The 1,036-nt window shown below is 63.0% G+C and carries 2 protein-coding genes; both read left to right on the top strand.

The annotated features are described in order from the left end of the window. The coding region (locus tag ACX80G_RS17120; protein WP_459309222.1) for a hypothetical protein at positions 1-268 on the top strand (268 nt) is incomplete at its 5' end. Positions 269-277: 9 nt separating this feature from the next. Next, on the top strand, positions 278-1,036 hold a 759-nt coding region (locus ACX80G_RS17115; protein WP_459309221.1), incomplete at its 3' end, for a DUF222 domain-containing protein.

The raw sequence follows: 1,036 nt of genomic DNA, 5'->3' as shown, positions 1-1,036 counted from the left end.
GATCGCCGCGCATGCGGTGGAGTATCAGAATGTGGCGGTGGTCGGTGAGTCCGATCAGCGGTTGAACCTTGCCGGTACTAACAGCGAAACCGCTGACAGGGATCCGGCGGGCGGGGATCCGGTGAATGGTGGATTGGTGAATGGTGGATTGGTGAACGGCGGGCCGGTGGGTGGGGCTTTGAATCGGACGGGGTGTCGGGATAATGCTGAGTATCTGCGGAATACGTTGCGGGTCAGTAAGAGTGAGGCGAAGCGGAGGATCCGCTGATCGGCTCAGGTGTTACCGTCGGTGCAACTCAATGGTCAGCCGGTCGCACCCAGGTTAGGGCATCTGGGGGCGGCGGTCGCCCGATCAGCGGTAAGTAGCCTGGCGGCCACGTTGATCAGTGCGGCCCTGGATCGGGTGCGACCTGTGGCGTCGGCTGAGCAGGTGGAGACGATGGAAGCGAATCTGACCCGTCAGGCGGCGGAGTCGGATGTGGATGTGCTCCGGGCGGTGATCAGGCGGTGGGAGGACACACTGGATCCTGATGGTCAGGAGCCATCCGAGGAAGCCCTTCGGGCCCGGCAGGGAGTTTTCCTGCGAGGCAAGCGCCATGGGCTGCGGTTTATCGAGATTCTTGCCACCGATGAGCAGTTCGAGGATTTGGTGACGGTAATGTACTCGGCCACCAATCCACGGGCCCGGGCCGGACTCTCAGCATCCGAAGCCGAAAACCTCGGAGACGCCCACCAGCCCGCCGTGGTGACCGCCCAGAACACATCCACTACCCAGACCACATCCACTACCCCGGTCACGTCCACTGCCTGGGGGGCTTCGCCTGGCCAGGCGAATTCGGTGATTGAGGTGCCAGTCGCCGATTCGGGTGGTGATTTTGATCGGTCGACGTGGGCTCAGCAGTTACTCGATGGCCTGGTCGGGGCGTGCCGGATCGCTTTGTCCACCAATGAGCTGCCGGCTGCCGGCGGTTTGAGGCCCCAGGTGTTGGTCACGATCGATTACAAGGAGTTGGTCGCCGATGTGGGTCGGGCCGGC

The sequence above is a fragment of the Arthrobacter glycogeni genome (assembly GCF_054510815.1).
The sequence above is the reverse complement of the archived record's forward strand: the minus strand, read 5'-3'. Positions and strand labels throughout refer to the sequence as shown.